General features: G+C 72.2%; 19 protein-coding genes. 11 read left to right on the top strand and 8 right to left on the bottom strand.

Translation table 11 applies throughout. From position 1 onward, the window contains the following. Positions 1-32: 32 nt before the first annotated feature. Together ACFUUZ_RS30425 and ACFUUZ_RS30420 are read right to left on the bottom strand one after the other, a co-directional pair. Positions 33-344, bottom strand: a complete 312-nt coding sequence (locus ACFUUZ_RS30425) for an ArsR/SmtB family transcription factor (protein ID WP_378702267.1) — start codon at positions 342-344, stop codon at positions 33-35. A gap of 119 nt (positions 345-463) precedes the next feature. Continuing rightward, positions 464-823, bottom strand: coding sequence for a hypothetical protein (locus tag ACFUUZ_RS30420; protein WP_233017753.1), 360 nt, complete (start codon positions 821-823; stop codon positions 464-466). A 326-nt stretch (positions 824-1,149) separates the two neighbouring features. Here ACFUUZ_RS30420 and ACFUUZ_RS30415 point away from each other — a divergent pair, with 326 nt between their 5' ends. Then, on the top strand, positions 1,150-4,635 hold the full coding sequence (locus ACFUUZ_RS30415) for an indolepyruvate ferredoxin oxidoreductase family protein (RefSeq protein ID WP_378702261.1): 3,486 nt from the start codon (positions 1,150-1,152) through the stop codon (positions 4,633-4,635). Positions 4,636-4,651: 16 nt separating this feature from the next. Here the strand turns inward: ACFUUZ_RS30415 and ACFUUZ_RS30410 are convergent, their stop codons facing one another. Then, entirely contained in the window at positions 4,652-5,980 is a 1,329-nt protein-coding gene (locus ACFUUZ_RS30410; RefSeq protein WP_378702259.1) for a cytochrome P450, read from the bottom strand. Positions 5,981-6,056: 76 nt separating this feature from the next. Between ACFUUZ_RS30410 and ACFUUZ_RS30405 the strand changes: the two genes are divergently transcribed. The 3 genes from ACFUUZ_RS30405 to ACFUUZ_RS30395 all read left to right on the top strand — a co-directional run bounded on the left by ACFUUZ_RS30405 (position 6,057) and on the right by ACFUUZ_RS30395 (position 7,418). Further along, a complete protein-coding gene (locus ACFUUZ_RS30405) occupies positions 6,057-6,608 on the top strand; it encodes a dihydrofolate reductase family protein (RefSeq protein WP_378702257.1) in 552 nt (183 codons plus the stop codon). A gap of 26 nt (positions 6,609-6,634) precedes the next feature. After that, a complete protein-coding gene (gene speG / locus ACFUUZ_RS30400) occupies positions 6,635-7,141 on the top strand; it encodes a spermidine N1-acetyltransferase (protein WP_378702255.1) in 507 nt (168 codons plus the stop codon). 97 nt (positions 7,142-7,238) lie between these two features. Beyond that, positions 7,239-7,418 carry a hypothetical protein gene (locus ACFUUZ_RS30395; protein ID WP_378702253.1) on the top strand — a complete coding sequence of 60 codons (180 nt, stop codon included), beginning with the start codon at positions 7,239-7,241 and terminating at the stop codon, positions 7,416-7,418. A 24-nt stretch (positions 7,419-7,442) separates the two neighbouring features. Here ACFUUZ_RS30395 and ACFUUZ_RS30390 read toward each other — a convergent pair whose 3' ends face one another. Further along, on the bottom strand, positions 7,443-7,889 hold the full coding sequence (locus ACFUUZ_RS30390; RefSeq protein WP_378702251.1) for an SRPBCC family protein: 447 nt from the start codon (positions 7,887-7,889) through the stop codon (positions 7,443-7,445). A 105-nt stretch (positions 7,890-7,994) separates the two neighbouring features. Here ACFUUZ_RS30390 and ACFUUZ_RS30385 point away from each other — a divergent pair, with 105 nt between their 5' ends. The 4 genes from ACFUUZ_RS30385 (at position 7,995) to ACFUUZ_RS30370 (ending at position 10,841) form a co-directional block, all read left to right on the top strand. Next, positions 7,995-8,531 (top strand): sugar O-acetyltransferase, encoded by a 537-nt coding sequence (locus tag ACFUUZ_RS30385; protein WP_378702265.1) that lies wholly within the window; start codon positions 7,995-7,997, stop codon positions 8,529-8,531. 66 nt (positions 8,532-8,597) lie between these two features. After that, positions 8,598-9,041 carry a MarR family winged helix-turn-helix transcriptional regulator gene (locus ACFUUZ_RS30380; protein WP_378702249.1) on the top strand — a complete coding sequence of 148 codons (444 nt, stop codon included), beginning with the start codon at positions 8,598-8,600 and terminating at the stop codon, positions 9,039-9,041. A 49-nt stretch (positions 9,042-9,090) separates the two neighbouring features. Continuing rightward, the gene (locus tag ACFUUZ_RS30375) at positions 9,091-10,158 is read left to right on the top strand and encodes an LLM class flavin-dependent oxidoreductase (protein ID WP_378702263.1); all 1,068 of its coding nucleotides are present in this window, start codon (positions 9,091-9,093) and stop codon (positions 10,156-10,158) included. Between the two features lie 104 nt (positions 10,159-10,262). Beyond that, positions 10,263-10,841, top strand: coding sequence for a DedA family protein (locus ACFUUZ_RS30370; RefSeq protein ID WP_378702247.1), 579 nt, complete (start codon positions 10,263-10,265; stop codon positions 10,839-10,841). A gap of 6 nt (positions 10,842-10,847) precedes the next feature. On the opposite strand, the gene ACFUUZ_RS30365 is transcribed toward ACFUUZ_RS30370, so the two are convergent. Genes ACFUUZ_RS30365 through ACFUUZ_RS30355 form a run of 3 tightly spaced genes read right to left on the bottom strand, consistent with a single transcriptional unit; the run spans position 10,848 to position 12,751 of the window. Next, entirely contained in the window at positions 10,848-11,477 is a 630-nt protein-coding gene (locus ACFUUZ_RS30365) for a GNAT family N-acetyltransferase (protein ID WP_378702245.1), read from the bottom strand. 13 nt (positions 11,478-11,490) lie between these two features. Beyond that, positions 11,491-12,138, bottom strand: coding sequence for an enoyl-CoA hydratase-related protein (locus ACFUUZ_RS30360; RefSeq protein ID WP_378702243.1), 648 nt, complete (start codon positions 12,136-12,138; stop codon positions 11,491-11,493). A gap of 10 nt (positions 12,139-12,148) precedes the next feature. Next, on the bottom strand, positions 12,149-12,751 hold the full coding sequence (locus ACFUUZ_RS30355) for a TetR/AcrR family transcriptional regulator (protein ID WP_378702241.1): 603 nt from the start codon (positions 12,749-12,751) through the stop codon (positions 12,149-12,151). Between the two features lie 115 nt (positions 12,752-12,866). Between ACFUUZ_RS30355 and ACFUUZ_RS30350 the strand changes: the two genes are divergently transcribed. Then, positions 12,867-13,199: a hypothetical protein gene (locus ACFUUZ_RS30350; protein WP_378702239.1), complete on the top strand. Its 333-nt coding sequence runs from the start codon at positions 12,867-12,869 to the stop codon at positions 13,197-13,199. Positions 13,200-13,260: 61 nt separating this feature from the next. Beyond that, positions 13,261-13,500, top strand: coding sequence for a hypothetical protein (locus ACFUUZ_RS30345; RefSeq protein ID WP_378702237.1), 240 nt, complete (start codon positions 13,261-13,263; stop codon positions 13,498-13,500). Positions 13,501-13,566: 66 nt separating this feature from the next. On the opposite strand, the gene ACFUUZ_RS30340 is transcribed toward ACFUUZ_RS30345, so the two are convergent. Further along, the gene (locus ACFUUZ_RS30340) at positions 13,567-14,016 is read right to left on the bottom strand and encodes a MarR family winged helix-turn-helix transcriptional regulator (RefSeq protein WP_378702235.1); all 450 of its coding nucleotides are present in this window, start codon (positions 14,014-14,016) and stop codon (positions 13,567-13,569) included. A 136-nt stretch (positions 14,017-14,152) separates the two neighbouring features. Between ACFUUZ_RS30340 and ACFUUZ_RS30335 the strand changes: the two genes are divergently transcribed. Then, on the top strand, positions 14,153-14,484 hold a 332-nt coding region (locus ACFUUZ_RS30335; RefSeq protein ID WP_378702233.1), incomplete at its 3' end, for an MFS transporter.

Raw genomic sequence — 14,484 nt, 5'->3', positions numbered from 1 at the left:
GTCCGGCAGCGCGCCGGACGCCGCTACCGCGGCTACTTCTCCGCGGCCTCCGGCTCGTCGAAGAGCTGCGCCTGCCCGGTGACCACGGTGGTCAGGATCTCGCGCGCCACCCGCAGCAACTCCGCCACCTGGGGCGAGGTCAGGGCGTAGGTGACGGAGAGCCCCTCCCGGCGGGCCGTCACCAGCCCGGTGCGGCGCAGGATGGCGAGCTGCTGGGAGAGGTTCGCGGGCTCGACGTCGACCTCGGGCAGCATCTCCGCCACCGTGTGCTCGCGTTCGCTCAGCAACTCCAGGACCCGGATCCGCGCCGGGTGCCCGAGCGTCTTGAAGAAGTCGGCCTTCATCCGGTACAGCGGCCGGCGCACACCGCCCACGTCGACCCTCCAACCAGCGCACCGGAGATTTGCCCGCTCACCCTAGCAAACCGCCGACGCGCGGCCCCCCGACCGCGCCGAACCGGCGGTCAGACCTCGAGTTCCCTGGTCACGGCCTTGAGGCTGTGCCTGGCGAGCGCCAGGTTGCCGCGGCCGCGGTCGAGCACGACGTAGACGAAGAGCCCGTTGCCGGTGGGGCGCAGCAGGTGGAACTGGGTGCGCAGGGTGATCAGGATGTCGTCGATCTCCTCGTCGAGCCCGAGGTCGCCGATGGTCCGCATCTTGGCCCGCACGATCTCGGTGGTGCCCGCGGCGGCCAGCTCGATGTCGAAGTCGCGGGAGCCGCCCGCGGTGCCGAGCGGCATGCCGCTGCCGTAGTCGACGACGGCCGCGGCGATCGCGCCGTCCAGCATCATCAGATCCTTCAACGCGACTTCCATGTGGGCCACAGCGATTCCTTCCGTCGGTCCGCCCACCGTACTCCATGAGATGCGCAATTGCGGAGATACGCAAGCAGGCAACCGAGCGTCCGCCCCGCGCCCGGCGTGGTCACGGTGGAGAGGGTTCCGCTGTGCGCCGGGTCACCGGTACGGGGTAGCATCGGCCGCTGATCCCGCCGCCCCGCGGCCGGACGTTCGTGCTCCACCGAGCCGATGAGGGTGCCAGGCCCCGTTTCGGGCCGTCGGTTCGTTGATCTCGATGCTTCGTTGACCGGATTCAACCGATATCGATACTGGGGGCGCCAGATGTCGAGTTCTGCCGAGGCGGTGCGGATGTGACGCACGTCGACGATGTTCAACCGGTGGTCGATTCCGTGGATCTGGCGGATCGGTACCGGAGTTCAACGGGTCCGGTGCTGCTCACCGGGGTTCAGGCGATCGCGCGGCTGCTGGTGGAGCAGCACGAGCGGGATCGGCGGGCGGGGCGGCGGGTGGCGACCTTCGTCTCCGGGTATCAGGGCAGTCCGTTGGCGGGGTTGGACCGCCTGCTGGCCGGGCTGCCCGAGCTGGCGTCCGAGCACGATGTGCGGTTGGTGCCGGGGGTGAACGAAGAGCTGGCGGCGACGTCGGTGTGGGGCAGTCAGCTGGAGTTGCCGAAGGGGAATCGGACGCACGACGGGGTGATCGGGGTCTGGTACGGCAAAGGCCCCGGACTGGATCGCGCCGGTGACGCGCTGCGGCATGCCGCCATGTACGGCGCGCATCCGGCGGGCGGGGCGTTCGCGCTGGTCGGGGACGATCCGGCGGCGAAGTCGTCGTCGGTGCCCGCGGCCAGTGAGCGTTCGCTGGCCGCGCTATCGATGCCGGTGTTGTTCCCGCGCAACGCCGAGGAGGTCGTCACCTTCGGGCTGTACGCCGTGGCGCTCTCGCGGGCGTCGGGGTGCTGGCCCGCATTGAAACTGGTCGCCGACGTCGCCGACGGGCTGTGGACCCTCGACCGTGATTTCACCGATTTCCGCATCACCGTGCCGCGGCTGGAGTGGGAGGGCAGGCCGTGGACCTACCGGCAGCGGGTGCTGGCGGCGCCGCCGGACAGTGTGTTGGCCGAGGCGGATCTGTACGGTCCGCGGTGGGCGATGGTGCGGGAGTTCGCCGCTGTCAACGAGATCGATCGTGTCGAGGTCGACCCGCGTGCTGCGTGGCTGGGGATCGTGGCCGTCGGAACCGCTTACGACGCGGTGCGTCAGGCACTCGGGGAACTCGGCCTGGACGAGGACGACCTGTGCCGGTCCGGGATCAGGATCCTGCGGGTCGGCATGCCCTACCCGCTGGACGCGGGCACGGTCCGCCGCCTCGCCTCCGGGACGGAGGCGGTCCTGGTCGTGGAGGACAAGACCGCGTTCGTGGAATCCCAGGTACTGGAGGCGCTCTACGGCACCGCCGCGCCGCCGCGCGTACTCGGCAAACGCGCCGCCGACGGCCGTCCCCTTGTCCCCGCCGACGGCGAGCTGACCGCCGCCCGCCTGCTCGGGCCCTTGCGCAGCGTGCTGCGCGACCGCGTCCCGCTGCGCTCCCCGCTCCCCGCTCCCCTGCCGCTCAGTGTGCTGGACACCAAGCGCACCGCCTTCTTCTGCTCTGGCTGCCCGCACAACCGCTCGACCGCCGTCCCGGACGGCTCGCTCGCCGGCGGCGGTATCGGCTGCCACACCCTGGTCACGATGTCCTCGCGGACCGATTCCCAGGTCACGGGGCTCACCCAGATGGGTGGTGAGGGTGCGCAGTGGATCGGCCAGGCCCCGTACACCGATGTCGGGCACATCTTCCAGAACGTCGGTGACGGAACGTATTTCCACTCCGGGCAGCTCGCCATCCAAGCCTGCATCGCCGCCGGGGTGAACATCACCTACAAGATCCTCTACAACTCCGCGGTGGCCATGACCGGCGCCCAGGACGCCGAAGCCGGACTCGCGGTACCGCAGCTGACCCACAAGCTCGCCGCCGAAGGCGTGGCGAAGACCATCGTGTGCGCGGACGAACCGGAACGCCACCGCGGCGCCTCGTTCGCACCGGGCGTACTGGTGTGGGACCGCGACCGCCTCGACGAGGCCCAGCGCCTGCTGCGCGAGGTCCCCGGCGTGACCGTCCTGATCTACGACCAGCCGTGCGCGGCCGACACCCGGCGCAAACGCAAGCGCGGCGCGGCACCGGTGCGCCGCACCCGCGTCCTGATCAACGAGGCCGTCTGCGAGGGCTGCGGCGACTGCGGGGTGAAGTCGAACTGCCTGTCGGTGCGCCCGGTGCAGACCGAGTTCGGCCGCAAGACCCGCATCGACCAGACCGGCTGCAACACCGACTACAGCTGCCTGGACGGCGACTGCCCGGCCTTCGTCACCGTCGAACTTCCCGATGTCCCCGCACCGCCCGCCCGCAGCGCGCCCTCGGCCCCGCCATCGGTCGGTGAGCCCGAACTGCCCGAGATCGACGGCACCTTCAACATCTTCCTGGCAGGCGTCGGCGGAACCGGCATCGTCACCGCCAACCAGGTGCTCGGCACCGCCGCGCTGCGGGCCGGGCTGCACGTGGAGGGGCTGGACCAGACCGGCCTCAGCCAGAAGGCGGGCCCGGTCACCTCGCACCTGCGGCTGAGCAGGCGCGCGGTCGACGCCGCCAACCGCATCGCCCCCGCGGGCGCCGACTGCTTCCTCGCATTCGACCTGCTAACCGCCGCCGACGACCGCAACCTGCGCTACGGCAGCACCGAGCGCACCCTGGTCGTCGCCTCGACCAGCCGCACCCCGACCGGCGACATGGTGCACGACCCCTCGGTCGGCTACCCGGCGGAGAGCGTGCTGCTCGACCGGATGGCGACCGCGGGCAGGGACGTGCTCGGCTTCGACGCCATCGCCGCCGCCGAGGTGCTCTTCGGCGACTCCGCGACCGCGAACTCGCTGCTGGTCGGCGCCGCCTACCAGGCAGGGGCGCTGCCCATCCACGCCTCCGCCATCGAGGAGGCGATCGCGCTCAACGGGGTCGCGGTCCGCGCCAACCAGGCCGCCTTCGCCTGGGGCCGGGCCGCCGTCGCCGACCCGGCGGCCTTCGCCGCGGCCACCCGCGCGGGCGAGCGGTCGCACCGCAGCGACGACGCCCCGCTGCCCGCGCACCTGCTCGCCCCGCTGCGGGTTACCGGCGCGGTGCGCGCCACCGTCGAGCGCCGCGCCGCCCAGCTCGTCGCCTACCAGGGTGAACCGCTCGCCGCCCGCTATCTCGCTGTGGTGCAGCAGGTCTGGGCCGCCGAGCAGGTGATCGGCGCGGGCAGCGAGCTCACCGCGGCGGTCGCGCACGGGCTGCACAAGCTGCTGGCCTACAAGGACGAGTACGAGGTCGCCCGCATGCTCGTCGACCCCGCCTTCCTCGGCGCGGTCCGCGACGAACTGCCCGGCGCGGGCACCCTCACCTACCGGCTGCACCCGCCGACCCTGCGCGCCCTCGGCCGGGACAGGAAGATCGGGCTGCGCTCCCCCGCCGCCCTGCGGCTGCTCGCCCGCGGCCGCGGCCTGCGCGGCACCCCGTTCGACCCCTTCGGGTACACGCGGATGCGGCGGCTCGAGCGCCGCCTCGCCGAGCACTACGAGCACACGATCCGCGCCATGACCGCCGACCTCACCCCGGAGAACCACGCGCACGCGGTGTCGGTGGCCGCCGCGGCGGAGCTGGTGCGCGGCTACGAGGAGGTCAAGCTGCGCACCGTCGAGACCTACCTGGCCCGGCTGCGCGCGCTCGGCGTCGACACCGCCGGGATCCTGGCCGGTGGCCCCGGCTGACCGGAGCCCCGCCGGGTCAGCGGAGCAGGCTCAGCCGGATCCGGAAGTGGTCGATTCCGGCGGGCACCGGCGCCGCGGGCACGGCACCGGCGGCGATGCCGAATCGCTGCTCCCGCAGCAGCGCCGCGAGCAGCGTGGAGGTGGTCAGCAGCACCACATTGCGGCCGGGGCAGACGCCGGGCCCCGCGCTGAACGGGACCAGCGCCGGGTGCTCGTCGGCGCGGCCGTCGAGCCACAGCTCCGGGGTGAACCGGTCGGCGGTGTCACCCAGGCTGTCCGGGTCGCGGTGGAAGAGCGGCGCGAACACCAGGAAGGTGGTCCCCGCGGCGAATTTTCGCCCGTGCCAGGTGCTGGGCGCGGTGGACTGCCGCAGGATCATCGGGGTGGTCGGCCACAGCCGGACCGTGTCGAGCACGCAGGCGCGCAGCCGCTCGAACGGGCTCGGCCCGGCGCCGGGCAGCTCCTGCCGGGCCCACTCGTCCTGCGCGGGGTTCGCGGCGAGCAGCGCCAGGGTGCGGAAGGCGGTGATGCCCGCGGCATCGAAGGCGAAGAGCCAGTGCGCCACCTGGTCCGCCGGCTCGATATCGGAATCCGGTGCGGCCGCGGCGATCGCCGCCGCGAGGGTGCCCGGCTCGGCGGCGTCCAGGTAGCGCTGGATGCCCGCCGCCAGCCGACGGTGCCCGGCCTCGTCGCGGGGTGCGGCGAAGGCCCAGTTCGCGCGGGTGCGCAGCCGGGCCAGCTCGTCGGTGAGCGCGGTGTCGTCGCGGGCGGCGGTGCCGAGCGCGACGGTGCGCACCAGCCGCCACCACTGCTCGGCGAAGGTGTCCCAGTCCAGCTCGCCGGTCTCGCCCGCACGGCGGAGCAGGGTGCGCGCGGTCTCCTCGGCCCTGGCGGTCAGCTCGGGCGCAATGGCGTGCACGGGGTTCGGGGTCTGCAGCGCGGTCTCGGTGAAGGCGCGCCTGCGGGCGCGCACCCGGCCGCGGCTCACCAGCACCCCGTGCGGCTGGAAGTGGTCGAGCGCGGCGCGTTTCAGTCCGGCGGCCGGTTCGAACGGGCCGGGCTCGCCCGCCAGCAGCCGTGCCACGTCGAGCGGGTCGAGCAGCACGGCCATCGGCAGCCCGGGCAGGGGCAGCCGCACCGGCGCGGGTCCGCGCCGCGCGCGGAGCCGCCGCAGCAGCGCGACCGCGCGCGCGTCCAGCCGGAGCCGTTCGGCGAGCGCCACCATGCGCGGGCGGCGCAGGATCGCGCCCTGCGCCACGGTGGGCGCGAGCACCTCGGCGAGCACCCGCGCCGCGTCCGCGGCGCCTTCGATCGTGGCCGGGCGGAGTTCACGGAGCTGCGTCATGCCCGCGAGCTACCCCCGGCGCCGCACCGATAACGCGGCACCGATGAGTTTCCGGCACCCAGGAGGTCTACCCGGCATGAGAAGACTGATCTACGGCTTCGGCGTCTCCCTGGACGGTTACGTCAACGACCGGAACGGCAGCATCGACTGGTCCGACCCCGACGACGAGCTGCACCAGCACCACAACGACCGGTTCCGCGAGCTCGAGGTGGTGCTCAACGGCCGCAGGCTCTTCGAGCTCATGGCCGAGTACTGGCCGCACGTGCCCGCCGACGCGCCGCCGATCGAGCGCGAGTTCGGGCAGCTCTGGACCGCGGTGCCCAAGGTCGTCTTCTCCCGCACGCTCACCGAGGTCGCCTGGAACAGCAGGCTGGTCGCGGAGAACGCGGTCGAGGAGGTGCGCCGGATCAAGGGCGAGGGCGACGGCCTCATGGAGATCGGCGGCGCCGAGCTGGCCGCCGCGGTCATCCCGCACGGCCTCATCGACGAGTACCACGTCTACGTCTCGCCGGTGCTGCTCGGCGGCGGCACCCCGATGTTCCCCGCGCTGGCCGAGCGCATCCGGCTCCGCCCGGTCGAGACCAGGCAGTTCCGATCCGCGCAGCTGCTCCGCTTCCGCGCCGAATAGCAATCATCGAGCAATAGACTGGAGGTGTGAATATCCGGCTCCGCGCCCTCGAGCGCGACGATCTCCCCTTCGTCCACCGGCTCACCAACGACGCGCAGATCATGTCCTACTGGTTCGACGAGCCGTTCGAGGCACTGGTCGAGCTGCGCGCCATCTACGACCGGCACATCCACGACGAGCGCGAGCGCCGCTTCATCCTGGATGTGGACGGCGAGCAGGCCGGGCTGGTGGAGCTGCGGGAGATCGCGCCGGTGCACCGCAACGCGGAGTTCCAGATCATCATCGCGCCCGGCCACCAGGGGCGCGGGCTGGCCTCGATCGCAACCGGGAAGGCGCTGGACTACGCCTTCGCCGTCCTGAACCTGCACAAGGTCTACCTCATCGTGGACGTGGTGAACGAGAAGGCGATCCACGTCTACCGCAAGCTCGGCTTCCAGGACGAGGGCACCCTGCGCGACGAGTACTTCGCCGCGGGCCGCTACCGGAACGCCCTGCGCATGGGCATCCTGCAGCACGAGCACCTGGGTGGGTGAGCGGCTGCTTCACCGCGTGCTCCGCGGCGAGTGAAACGTTTCATATTTACCCTTTCGAAACTTGCCCAGAGTTAGCCGTCGGGTGAAAATGGTAGCCATGTCTACCACCCGGGCAGTCCCGTTGACCGAACAGCCGGACCCGCGGGTCACCGCGGGCATCGCGCGCTGGGAGGAGGCCCACCGCGCAGCGCTGGCGGCGGGCGATCCCGAGCGCGCGAGCGCGACCCGCGCGGTGCTCGAGGGGTATCTGACCGAGGCCAGGCGCCGAAGTCTCTGACCGCGGCAGCCTCCGGGGCACCGGTCAGACGGTCCGGAGCGCGCGGTCGGCCGCGGCGAGCACCCGGCCGAACGCGAACGAGATCACCGGCTTCGCCACCGCCCGGGTGAGCACGCCCGCACCGAACGGCACCCGCAGCTCGGCGATGGTGGTCCAGACGACCGCCGTCCCGCCGGGCACCGCGGTGCAGGTGAGCCGCCCGCCCTCGTGCCGCGCGGGCGGGAAACTCCGCTCCACCAGGTACTCGAACTCGTGCGGCGGCCGATAGGCGGTGATCCGCTCGCGGAACCAGCCGATCACCCAGATCAGCGTCCGCACCGCATCCCGCCCGAACGGCGCATCCACCCCCGGAGCGGTCAGCCACGCCCGGAGAACAACCCCCGCCCGCGGATAATTGCCCGCGTCGGCGAGCCACGCGAAGACCTCATCGACAGGTGCGGCGATCACGCGATCGACCTCGATGGTTTCCATCGGAGAACCCCCTCCTCGATCTACTACAGTCGATAGTAGACCTCCCGGCCCCGCCTCGGTAGCCTCGATCCGGTGACCGGAGACAACCGCTCGATGCGCACCCGCATGCTCGCCGGCGATCTCTACCTGGCCGACGACCCCGAACTGACCGAGCTGAACCTGCGTGCCATGGACCTCGTGGACACCTACAACGCCACGCCCATCCGGGACGCGCCCCGCCGCCGCGAGATCCTCACCGACCTGCTCGGCTCCCTCGGCCCCGACATCGAGATCCGCCCGCCCCTGCGCGTCGACTACGGCAGCAACCTGCACATCGGCGCGCGCAGCTTCGCCAACTTCGGGCTCGTCGCCCTCGACGTCGCCGCCATCACCATCGGCGCCGACTGTCAGATCGGTACCAATGTCCAGCTCCTCACCCCCACCCACCCCCTCGACCCCCAATTGCGCCGGGACAAGTGGGAGGCCGCCGCTCCGATCCACATCGGCGACAATGTCTGGCTCGGCAGCGGAGCGATCGTGCTCGCGGGCGTCACCATCGGGGCCGACACCGTGGTCGGGGCCGGCGCGGTGGTGACCAGGGATCTGCCGTCCGGGGTCGTCGCGGTCGGCAATCCGGCCCGGGTCGTCCGCACGCTCGGGTAGCACGCGGGTTGCGCGACCCCCACGAAGTGGCAGCCACTGTTCCAGCGCGCTAGTATCTAGTGCACTATGGAATCACGCGCTAGGGAACGGACCGGCGAGCTGGGCAGGCAGCTGTCGTTCGCGCTCTACGGAGCGGCGAACCGCATGATCCGCCACCACAAACCGATCCTCGAACCCCTGGGGCTGACCTTCCCGCAGTACCTGGTCGTCCTGGCGCTCATCGACGGCGCGCCGCGGACCGTGGGCGCGCTCGGCGCGTGCCTGGAGATGGACACCGGAACCATCACCCCGCTGGTCAAGCGGCTGGAGACGGCCGGGCTCGTCACCCGCCGCCGCGACCCGGGGGACGAGCGCCGCGTGCTGGTCGACCTCACCGACCGCGGGCTCGCGCTCGAGGCCGAAGTCCGCGCCGTCACCGCCAAGATCGACGAGGTCTGCCCGCACACCGCCGACGAGCTCGAGCACCTGCGCCGCACCCTCGACGCGCTCGGCCGCCCCACCGGACTCTGACCACCCACCGACGACGCCCCGCGTCCGAAGGATCGGTACGACCATGACCCTGACCCTGTCCCTCCTCGACCTGGTCCCGCTGCGCACCGGCCAGACCACCGCGCAGGCGATCACCGCCTCCATGCAGCTCGTGCGGCGCGCCGACGAGCTCGGCGTGCACCGCTACTGGTTCGCCGAGCACCACAACATGCCCGCCATCGCCGCCAGCTCGCCGCCGGTGCTCATCGCGGCGGCCGCGAGCCGCACCGAGCGGATCCGGCTCGGCTCCGGCGGGGTCATGCTGCCCAACCACGCCCCGCTCATCGTCGCCGAGCAGTTCGCCGCGCTGGCGGGGCTGGCCCCCGGCCGCATCGACCTCGGCATCGGCCGTGCGCCCGGCAGCGACCAGGTGATCACCCAGCTGCTGCGGCAGTCCGGCGCGACGAGCGAGGTCGACCGCTTCCCGGACAACATCAAGGACATCATCGCGCTCACCCACCCGGACGGCGCGACCCTGCGCTTCGCCTCGGGCGGCGAGTACACGGTGAAGGCCACCCCGGTCGCGACCAGCACGCCCGAGGTGTGGCTGCTCGGCTCCAGCGACTACTCCGCGCGGCTCGCCGCCCGGCTCGGGCTGCCCTACGTCTTCGCCAACCACTTCGCCGGCGACCACCTCGACCACGCCATGTCGCTCTACCGGACGCAGTACCGGCCCTCGCCCGAGCACCCGGAGCCGAAGAGCTTCCTCACCGCGAACGCCGTCGTCGCCCCGACCTACGACGAGGCCTTCGAGCGCGCCCTGCCGCACCTGCGGATGATGGCCCGCATGCGCTCGAACAAGCCGCTGCGCGCCGCCGAGACCGTGGACGAGGTGCGCGCGAACCCCTCCGACGAGATGGAGCGGCGGATCATCGACCACCAGGCGCGGAGCTGGTTCATCGGCGAGCCCGACGACGTCGCCGAGCGGCTGCGCGCCTTCGCTGCTGAGCACGGTGTCGACGAGATCATGATCTCCGCGACGGCCGCGCAGTTCGACGCCGAGCCGCTGGACGAGAGCACCGGCAGGCTGCAGACCATCGAGCTGCTCAGCGCCGCGCTGCAGCCGGTGAACCACGGCGGAGGTGTCCGGACGCCGTAGCGGGGAATGCCGGAAACGGGCGGTTTCGCGCCGCCCGCGACGGAAGGAGCCCCGCCATCGAATCCGCACCACCCGACGGCCTGGCAGGCTGGGCCGTCGATCTGATGGAACGGCTCGGCGGCCCGGGAGCCGGGCTCGCCATCTTCCTGGAGAACCTCTTCCCGCCGCTGCCCAGCGAGGTGATCCTGCCGCTGGCCGGGTTCGCCGCCCGGCTCGGCGAGCTCTCGCTGGTGGGGGCGATCGTCTGGACCACGGTCGGCTCGGTGCTCGGCGCCTGGCTGCTCTACGGGCTCGGCGCCTGGCTCGGGCACGAGCGGCTGCGCCGCATCGCGGGCCGCGTCCCGCTGCTCGACCCCGACGACGTCGACCGCTCGGCGGCCTGGTTCGGCAGGCACGGCGGCAAGGCGGTGTTCTTCGGCCGGATGGTCCCGATGTTCCGCAGCTTCATCTCCATCCCGGCCGGGGTGGAGCGGATGAACTTCCTGTACTTCAGCGCGCTCACCGCCGCGGGCAGCCTGATCTGGAACACGGTGTTCGTCCTCGCCGGGTACGCGCTCGGTGCGAACTGGCACCGGGTCGAGCCGTACACGGCGGTCTTCCAGTACGTGGTGATCGCGGCGGTGGTGCTGGCCTGCGGCTGGTTCGTGGTCAAGCGGCTGCGCAAGCGCCGCGCCGACGCGTAGCCGCGTTCAGCGCGGGTCGCGGACCATCGTGCGCTGGTGCACCCGCGCGCCCCGGTAGCGCAGGCCGGGGACGAGCGGTGTGGGGCCGTGGTCGGTGAAGCCCGCGCGCTCGAAGAACGCTCCGGCCCTTGGGTTCTCGACCAGGGTCTGCAGGAAGCAGCCCGGCGCGCCCACCTCGGCCAGCCGAGCGAACCAGTGCGCCATGAGCGCGTCCGCGGCCCCGGTTCCGCGCGCCGCAGGCACCAGGTTGATGTGCAGGTGCGCGGGGTAGCGCGGGTCCTCGAGTTCACCCGCTTTCGGCCCCGGGCGGACGGCGTCCACAGCGGCTCGGGCGAAGAACATCAGCGGGCGGCGCTTGGTGAACAACCGGTGGTCGCTGATCGCCGCGCGCATCCGCTCCTCCTCGCTCGGGAACGCGGCGGTGTCGACGCAGCCGGCCAGGTACCCCACCAGCTGCCCGCCCGCGACCGCGACGAACAGCGACTCCGGCTCCAGCTCGAGGTACGGGGTGAAGTACACCGCCGCCTCGGATTCCGGGTGCCCCCAGATCGATTCGGTCGGCGAGCCCGCCCCGGCCCGACTGCTCAGCGCGAGCAGCTCGGCCCGGTCGCCCGGCACCACGCCGCGGATCTCCATACCGCCACGGTACTCAGCGCAGCGCCGCGGTGACGCTGCCGAACATGGTGGACTTGATGGCGGTCACGGTCGCCGGGTTCTTGCCGACCAGCGGCGTGATCCGGGCGATGGCGGTGTCGAGCAGCTCGGCCTCGCTCGCGGTGCCGTCGACGAGCCCGGCCGCCAGCGCCTCGCCCGCGCCGTAGCGGTGGCCGGTCGTCATGGCGGTGAGCGCCGCCTGCGGGGTGAGTTTGGCCTGGATGAGCGCGGCCATGCCGGGGGTGAAGGCGATGTCGATATCGACCTCGGGGAAGCAGTAGTAGCCGCGGTCCGCGCGCATGACGCGGTAGTCGTGCGCCATGCCGAGCATGGCGCCCGCGCCGAAGCTGTGGCCGTTGATCGCGGCGACGGTCGGCATGGGGAAGGTGACGAGCCGGGCGAAGAGCGCCTGGACGCGGGCGACGTACTCCTCCGCGCGGTCACCGTTTTCCAGCAGCCACTCCAGGTCGAGGCCGTTGGAGTAGAACTTGCCGGTGCCGGTGGTGATCAACCCGCCGGCATCGCGCTCGACGGTGTCGAGGTGGGTGTCGACGGCGTCGAGCCAGTTCGGGGCGAAGCGGTTCTCGTCGGCGCCGAGGGTGAGTAGGGCGATGTCGCCTTCGTGGCGCAGGGTGGCGGTCATGGTGGTTCCTTCACGTCGTCGTGGGTGGGGTCAGGGCGAGGATCGCGCGGACGGCGGCGGCCAGGCGTTCGCGGACCGGTGGGTCCGGGGCGCGGTTGCCGCGCAGCAGCAGGGCGGTGGGCAGTTCGACCACGCAGTCGCGGATGACCGCGACGGCTTCGCGGTCGGCGCGGTCGAAGACAGCCCGCGCGAGCGCGACGAACAGCTCGGTCAGGACCTGGTCCTGGCCGCGGAGTTCGGCGGCGAGATCGTCGGGGATGTCGCCGTCGATCAGTTCGGCGCGCGCGACGGCGAGCAGGAATCGGGCCGAAACCGGTTGCCGCTGCAGGAAGAGCGCGGGCGCGTCGGCTGCCGCGACCACCGCCTCCACCGCGCTGCCCGACGCGCTCGCCACCGCTTCCCGCTGCAACGCGAGGAAGCGCTGCGCGGCGCGGAGCCAGACCCGGGCGAGCAGCACGGTCCTGGAGCCGAAGGCGTGGTAGATCGCGCCGTTGGAGATCCCGGCGGTCTGCGACAGGGCGCGCACGGTGACGGCGGCGGGGCCCGCTTCCACGGCCATGCGCTCGGCGACGTCCATCAGGTCGTCGAGGTCGTGCAGGCGGGGTCGAGGCATGCCCCCGACGATAACAGAGCATGTGCTCTAATACGAGCGTGGTTCCGGTCCACTTCTTCGCAGGCATCGTCAACCACGCCGCGGAGGCTCAGGCCGCGCGGTTCGCGGACAACGGTTGCGCGGCGACGGTTCTGCGGGCAACTACACCTCCTCCATCCACCTGGCCGATGCCGCGGCGGCGGTGGTCGCGGCGGCGTCGAGCCCCGCCGGGGGCTACAACGTCGTGGACGACCGCCCCGTCACCAAGGCCGAGCACGCGCGGGCACTCGGCGCGCGCCCCTGGCTCAGCGGCCCCGGCCGGGCCGGGCTGCTGCTCGGCGACCGGCTCACCTCGATGACCCGCTCCCTGCGGGTGTCGAATGCCCGCTTCCGCGCGATCGCGGACTGGCGGCCGCGGCACCCGAGCGTGTGGGAGGGTTACCGGGAGATGGCGGTGTCGGTGGGGTAGGCCAGAATGGCCGGGTCATACCGTTTTTCACTGCCGCACAGCGGTAGCCGGGAGGAATTTCGTGAACAGGAAGATGATCGCGCGCGCCGCGATCGGTGCCGCGATCGTGGTGGCGGGGGCCGCGCCGATGGCGGGGACGGCGGCGGCGCAGCAGCCCGCGCCGGTCCGCTGCGAGTGGGGCGGCGACGGCGCCCTGGGCCAGCGGTACTGCGACCGCGAGGGGGATACCGGCAGCGCGAGCGGGTCGGGGTACGGCCTCGGGCAGGTGCTCGGCAAGCTGCTCTTCGGCGGCGGCCGGTAGTTCCCGGTCGAGTTCGACGACGAGCCCTTCTCCCGCACGGGAGGAGGGCTCGTCCCGTTCCGGCCTTCAGGTGTCCGCGTGCAATTCGCCCAGGGCACGCACCAGCGGCGCCAGTTCGGGGATCTCGCGCGCCCGTTCCAGCGCCGCCTCGAGCGTGCTGTCGTGCGTCGGCCGGGCGGCGGTGAGCAGCGTGCGCCCGGCGGCGGTGAGCTCGGTGTAGATCCCGCGGCGGTCGTCCTCGCACAGGAAGCGGGCGAGCAGCCCGCGCCCCTCCAGCCGGTTGACCAGCCGGGTGGCCGCGCTGCCGCTCAGCGCCGCGGCGCGGGCGAGCTGCGCCATGCGCATGTGCCACCCGTCCTGGCGGTCGAGCGCGTCCAGGACGGTGTACTCGACCACGGAGAGCCCGTGCTCCCGCTGCAGCGCCCGTTCCAGCTCGGCATCGAGCGCGCCGTGCAGCGCGGCGAGCGTGCGCCAGCCGCGCGCGCGGATCTCGACCGCGTCGTCGGCGATTCCCACCTGTGCCTCCCGGTGCCTATGGGCAGGCCCACAGGTTACCAGCTTGCGCAGATATACCGCGTGTGCAAGTTTAATAAGGCGCGCTTGCAACTACTGCACGCGCTTCATTCCAGCGTCGACAATGGGAAGGCTCCCCGTGCCCCTCGCACTCCTCGCACTCGCCATCGGCGGCTTCGGCATCGGGCTGACCGAGTTCGTCATCGCAGGTCTCCTCCCCGAGGTCGCCGCGGAGTTCGCCGTCAGCGAGCCGACGGCGGGCTACCTGATCTCCGGCTACGCCATCTCGGTCGCGGTCGGCGCCATCGCCCTGACGGCGGTGGTGACCCGCTTCGACCGCAAACGGGTGCTGCTCGGCCTGCTGGTGCTGTTCGTCGTCGGCAACACGATGTCGGCGCTGGCGCCCACGTACTCGGTGATGCTGTCCGGGCGCATCGTCGCCGCGCTCTGCCACGGCGCCTTCTTCGGCAT

The sequence above is a fragment of the Nocardia sp. NPDC057353 genome, from assembly GCF_042667085.1.
In the GTDB taxonomy this organism is placed as follows: domain Bacteria; phylum Actinomycetota; class Actinomycetes; order Mycobacteriales; family Mycobacteriaceae; genus Nocardia.
This window is presented reverse-complemented; position numbering and strand designations above follow the sequence as displayed.

Excerpts from the sequence above, each read along its gene's own strand:
- ACFUUZ_RS30425 (WP_378702267.1), bottom strand. The coding sequence starts at position 344 with ATGAAGGCCGACTTCTTCAAGACGCTCGGGCACCCGGCGCGGATCCGG.
- ACFUUZ_RS30410 (WP_378702259.1), bottom strand. The coding sequence starts at position 5,980 with ATGACGCAGCTCCGTGAACTCCGCCCGGCCACGATCGAAGGCGCCGCG.
- ACFUUZ_RS30405 (WP_378702257.1), top strand. The coding sequence starts at position 6,057 with ATGAGAAGACTGATCTACGGCTTCGGCGTCTCCCTGGACGGTTACGTC.
- ACFUUZ_RS30395 (WP_378702253.1), top strand. The coding sequence starts at position 7,239 with ATGTCTACCACCCGGGCAGTCCCGTTGACCGAACAGCCGGACCCGCGG.
- ACFUUZ_RS30390 (WP_378702251.1), bottom strand. The coding sequence starts at position 7,889 with ATGGAAACCATCGAGGTCGATCGCGTGATCGCCGCACCTGTCGATGAG.
- ACFUUZ_RS30385 (WP_378702265.1), top strand. The coding sequence starts at position 7,995 with ATGCTCGCCGGCGATCTCTACCTGGCCGACGACCCCGAACTGACCGAG.
- ACFUUZ_RS30380 (WP_378702249.1), top strand. The coding sequence starts at position 8,598 with ATGGAATCACGCGCTAGGGAACGGACCGGCGAGCTGGGCAGGCAGCTG.
- ACFUUZ_RS30370 (WP_378702247.1), top strand. The coding sequence starts at position 10,263 with ATGGAACGGCTCGGCGGCCCGGGAGCCGGGCTCGCCATCTTCCTGGAG.
- ACFUUZ_RS30365 (WP_378702245.1), bottom strand. The coding sequence starts at position 11,477 with ATGGAGATCCGCGGCGTGGTGCCGGGCGACCGGGCCGAGCTGCTCGCG.
- ACFUUZ_RS30360 (WP_378702243.1), bottom strand. The coding sequence starts at position 12,138 with ATGACCGCCACCCTGCGCCACGAAGGCGACATCGCCCTACTCACCCTC.
- ACFUUZ_RS30355 (WP_378702241.1), bottom strand. The coding sequence starts at position 12,751 with ATGCCTCGACCCCGCCTGCACGACCTCGACGACCTGATGGACGTCGCC.